The sequence below is a fragment of the Mesorhizobium sp. M7A.F.Ca.CA.003.01.2.1 genome, assembly GCF_003998945.1.
In the GTDB taxonomy this organism is placed as follows: Bacteria; Pseudomonadota; Alphaproteobacteria; order Rhizobiales; family Rhizobiaceae; genus Mesorhizobium; species Mesorhizobium ciceri.
Window position 1 is genome coordinate 1 of record NZ_RZRA01000454.1, and the last position, 4,433, is coordinate 4,433.

The window sequence follows — 4,433 nt, forward strand, 5'->3', positions numbered from 1 at the left end:
ATGCGGTTCATGGCGTTCAGCTTTTCTTTTCGAGGTCTTGGTTTCTTTGTTCAGTTGCGAAGATGGGTGGGGCAGGCGAGGCGGCAGGTTCTGGAACTGGCTTCGTCCCAGGCGCGGGCCGGACGGCCCGCTTCAGCGACGAGGATGGCGAAGAACATTCCAAACAGGCTCACCAGCAGGCAGACGATGGTGAAGCGGCGAGCAAGCATTGGGTCGGTCTCCTTCAACACGCCGGAGAATGCCCTGATGCAACTGAACCGGCTCTGATGGCGGCGTTCATCTGCGGTTCAAGATGATTGACGGGGTTTCGACGGCGCCGGCGTCGGTTGGATAGCCGCCGGCCTCCATCGAGCATCACCGGCGCAGGATGTGTCGACAAAACGAAAACGGGGCCCGTCGGGGCCCCGTCATCAGGTCGGAAAGATGCGCTCGATCAGAGCTTGTGCCAGGTCTGGCTCTTGCAGATCAGCCCGCCGAGCACGCAGCCGCTCATCTTGAGAGAGGTGCCCGACAATGTCGCCTTGCCCGAATAGGTCTTGTCGTTTGCCGGATCGGTGATGTTGCCGGCATATTTGTTGTCGCCCGTCGCCTTGAGCGAGCCGATGGTCTTGCCGGCATATTTGCCGGACTTGAGCGTGATGGAAAACGAGCCGCCGCCAGCGATGGCTGCGGTGTCGCCGGCCTGCGTCTTCCAATTGCCCTCGATCGGATCGGCCCAGGCCGCACCGGCCATGATCAATGTGGCCGCAAGGGCCAGGCTCACTCTTCGAAACATGTCTTCCTCCCTTTAGATGTCCGGCCGGATGCTCCGCCTCGGTCTGCCGCTTACGCAAACGTAAGCTAATCCAGCTCCCGGCAAAACAAAAGCGGTGCCGCAACGGAAGACTTTCGGATTTTGAAGGGCCCCGAATGCGCCTCCTGGCCAAGGAAATGAAACGATCGGCGCATCGCCTTTGTCTCCTGTGGTTAGCGAAGTCTTGAATTGGCATCGGGAAATTTTCGTCAAATTTGACGCAAGCAGGCTGAATTGCTGGCTTTGTATCCTTAACGAATTTCCGCGTTTACCTCTTGTTTTAGCTTTGTTTTCCTCAAATTAAGCACGCCATTTAACGACGGATTCAAGCCTGCACGGCATTCTCGAAAGCATCGGAAGAGCAGCCGCCAAGGACGAAAGAAGGCAGCTCTCGGGAGCCTGACAGGGGCCGGAAACAGGGGATTGAAATGGCACGTTTTGAAATGCTTGAAGCAGGTTTCGGCGCCATGGGGGCAACTGCCCAGGCCGACATCCTTTTCGAACTGGGCATGATGTATGCGACCGGCCGCGATTGCGAGACCGATGTCGTTGCCGCCCACAAATGGTTCAACATCGCCGCCATCAAGGGCTCGGCCCGCGCCGCGGAACTGCGCTCGGAACTGTCGGCGGCCATGTCGAAGGTCGAGATCGCCACGGCGCTTCGCGAAGCCCGCGAATGGATGACCATGCACTGAAATCTGCCAATCGCAGACAGGCCTATCGAAGACAGGGAAGCTCCGGGATCAAGGCCGCACAGACGGCCGGACCCGGCGAAATTGAAGGCCGCGCAAGACGGTCACGAGGGCAAGAGAAAGAACGCGGCAGGCCGCAAGGCCCAGTCGTGCGCGACACAGGGAAGCTGAGCGGGATTTTTAGGGGCGGGGCGCCTGGAGATTGCTCGACGGGCAAAAAAGCCACGACCAGCCGGAACAAGGCTGGCGTGGGTTTTTGCGTGGATGACGTCTTGCAGGCCCAATCGAGCGGCGCCAATGCGCCTAGACAGGCCGAATGAAGGATAAAATTGTCCCGCCTCTCTGGAAGAAGCGTGGCCGGGGCGGCCGCGCGTGAGTGGAGGAGTTCTACCATCATGAAAAAATTGAGTATTTTGAACGCGGCCATATTCGGCCTGATGATGAGCACGCCGGTCGCATTCGCCGACGATATCACCTTTGCGGTGATCGGCCCGATGACCGGACAGCTCGCCACCATCGGCGATCAGTTCAAGCAGGGCGCACAGGCCGCTGCCGATGCGATCAACGCCGCTGGCGGCGTCAACGGGTCGATGATCAAGCTTGATATCGAAGACGACCAGTGCGATCCCAAGCAGGCGGTGTCGGTTGCCAACCGCGTCGTCGCCGATGGCGTCAAGTTCATCGACGGCCATGCCTGCTCGGGTTCGAGCATTCCGGCCTCGGCCGTCTATGCCGAAGCCGGCGCGCTGATGATGAGCCCGGCTTCTTCCAACCCGGTGCTGACCGACGCGGCCGCCAAGGCCGGCTGGCCGACGATCATGCGCCTTTATACGCGTGACGATGCGCAGGGCGCCTTCATCGGCCCATGGATCGCCAAGAAGTTCGCCGGCAAGAATGTCGTCGTCCTGCACGACAAGAGCGCCTACGGACAGGGCGTGGCTGACGCCGTCAGGGCAACGATGAATGCCGGCGGCCTCAAGGAGGTCTACTATGACGGCATCAACGCTGGCGAGAAGGACTATTCGGCTCTCGTTACCAAGCTCAAGGACTTGAAAGCCGACGTCGTCTATTTCGGCGGCTACCATCCTGAAGCTGGCCTGATCCTGCGTCAGTCGGCGGAACAGAACCTGAAGTTCCAGCTGATCATGCCGGACTCCATCGCCTCGCCGGAATTCTGGCAGGTCGCTGGCCCGGCCGGCGAGGGCACCATGTTCGTCTTCCCGTCGGATCCGCAGGCAAAGCCGGAAGCCAAGGCAGCCGTCGAGAAGATCAAGGCCGGCGGTTTCGTGCCGGAGGGCTTCACGCTGTTCTCATACGCCACCATCCAGGCATTCGCCGAAGGCATCAAGCGTGCCGGCAGCGACGATCCGGCCAAGGTTGCCGAGGCGCTGAAGAACGGCACGCCGATCAGCACCGTCGTCGGTAATGTCACCTTCGACGAGAAGGGCGATCTCAAGAATGCCAGCTACGACATCAACCAGTGGCATGACGGAAAATATGCGCCGATCGCGCAGTAATCGCCGGCCCGGCGACTGAATAGCATAGGGAAATGGCCGGGGTCGTCCCCGGCCATTTTCTTGTTTGCCCTGTAGTCTGCCTTTCGAACCGTCAGCTGGCTACAGCGGCCGAAGCGGCTTGTTCCTCGACGAACCGTACCAGCACCGTCCCGTCGGTCACCTGCACGCCCTCGGTGGCGATCTCGGCGATCACGCCGTCATGCGGCGCGGCGATGGTGTGTTCCATCTTCATCGCCTCCAGGATCAGCAGCGGTTGACCCTTGATCACGGCATCGCCCTTTCCCACGCGCACCAGCTTGACCAGTCCCGGCATCGGCGCGCGCAGGCTGCCTGAACCCGCCGCTGCCTCGTCGGCTCGTGCGAGCGGGTCCGGCACCGTAAAGGTGTAGCCGACGGCGCCTTCGAACAGGGTGATGTGGCCTGGCCAGCGGGCGAGGCGTGGTGTTGAGCGAAAATCATGCGAATTGGTGTCGTCATAGGGCTTGTCCAGCGTCACCTGGAACCGCCCGTCATGCCGCACCGAAACTTTCGCCACGATTTCGTCTTCGCCAAACTTCAAACGTGTGCGTCGCGCCACGCTGTGGAAATGCGCATAACCGGCAAGCGACGACCACGGATCGTTGGGTGACGGCGATGCTCCGGCGCCGGAGGCCGCAACGGCCGCGGCAGCGATGGTTTCGCCGGTCGGCGGCGCGACCTCGGTCAGCGCCGTCTGGTGCCTGGCGATCAGGCTGGTGTCAACATCGCCTGCGGCGAAATCCGGATCGGCGGCGAGAGCGGCAAGAAAGGCGGTGTTGACGGTCGAGCCGGCGATCTCGGTCCGGGATAGCGCCGCGCCAAGCGCCTCCAGAGCCGCCTGCCTGTCCGTTGCGTGGACGACCAGCTTGGCAATCATCGGGTCGTAATAGGGCGAGATGGCGTCACCCGCTCGCACGCCAGTCTCGATGCGAATCGTGGCGCCTTGCGGGGCCGCATCCGGAAATTTCAGATGATGCAGCGTACCGGTCGCCGGCAGGAACCCTTTTGCCGCGTCCTCGGCATAGATGCGCGCCTCGAAGGCATGGCCGACGAGCGCGATCTCGCTTTGCGTCTTGGGCAGCTTTTCGCCTGACGCGACCCGCAACTGCCACTCGACCAGGTCGGTGCCGGTGACCATTTCGGTGACCGGGTGCTCGACCTGCAGACGGGTGTTCATCTCCATGAACCAGAAGCGGTCGGCCTTCAGGCCCTGCGAGGCATCGACGATGAACTCGATGGTGCCGGCGCCTGAATAATTGATCGCCTTGGCGGCCTTCACTGCCGCCTCCGTCATCGCCTTGCGCAAAGCGGGCGTCATGCCGGGCGCCGGCGATTCCTCGATCACCTTCTGGTGGCGGCGCTGCGCCGAGCAATCGCGCTCGTAGAGATGCACGACATTGCCCAAATTGTCGC

The 4,433-nt window shown here is 61.7% G+C and carries 5 protein-coding genes; 3 read left to right on the forward strand and 2 right to left on the reverse strand.

Features of this window, described 5'->3' with window-relative positions; translation table 11 throughout:
* Window positions 1-267: hypothetical protein (locus EN969_RS35560; RefSeq protein WP_206525179.1), on the forward strand; the 267-nt coding region annotated here is incomplete at its 5' end.
* Between the two features lie 166 nt (window positions 268-433).
* Here EN969_RS35560 and EN969_RS18525 read toward each other — a convergent pair.
* Window positions 434-775, reverse strand: coding sequence for a DUF2147 domain-containing protein (locus tag EN969_RS18525; protein WP_013532615.1), 342 nt, complete (start codon window positions 773-775; stop codon window positions 434-436).
* Between the two features lie 446 nt (window positions 776-1,221).
* Between EN969_RS18525 and EN969_RS18530 the strand changes: the two genes are divergently transcribed.
* Together EN969_RS18530 and EN969_RS18535 are read left to right on the forward strand one after the other, a co-directional pair.
* The gene (locus EN969_RS18530) at window positions 1,222-1,488 is read left to right on the forward strand and encodes a sel1 repeat family protein (RefSeq protein WP_013532614.1); all 267 of its coding nucleotides are present in this window, start codon (window positions 1,222-1,224) and stop codon (window positions 1,486-1,488) included.
* Between the two features lie 392 nt (window positions 1,489-1,880).
* On the forward strand, window positions 1,881-3,002 hold the full coding sequence (locus tag EN969_RS18535; protein ID WP_013532613.1) for an ABC transporter substrate-binding protein: 1,122 nt from the start codon (window positions 1,881-1,883) through the stop codon (window positions 3,000-3,002).
* A gap of 91 nt (window positions 3,003-3,093) precedes the next feature.
* On the opposite strand, the gene EN969_RS18540 is transcribed toward EN969_RS18535, so the two are convergent.
* Window positions 3,094-4,433: biotin/lipoyl-containing protein (locus EN969_RS18540; protein ID WP_127419295.1), on the reverse strand; the 1,340-nt coding region annotated here is incomplete at its 5' end.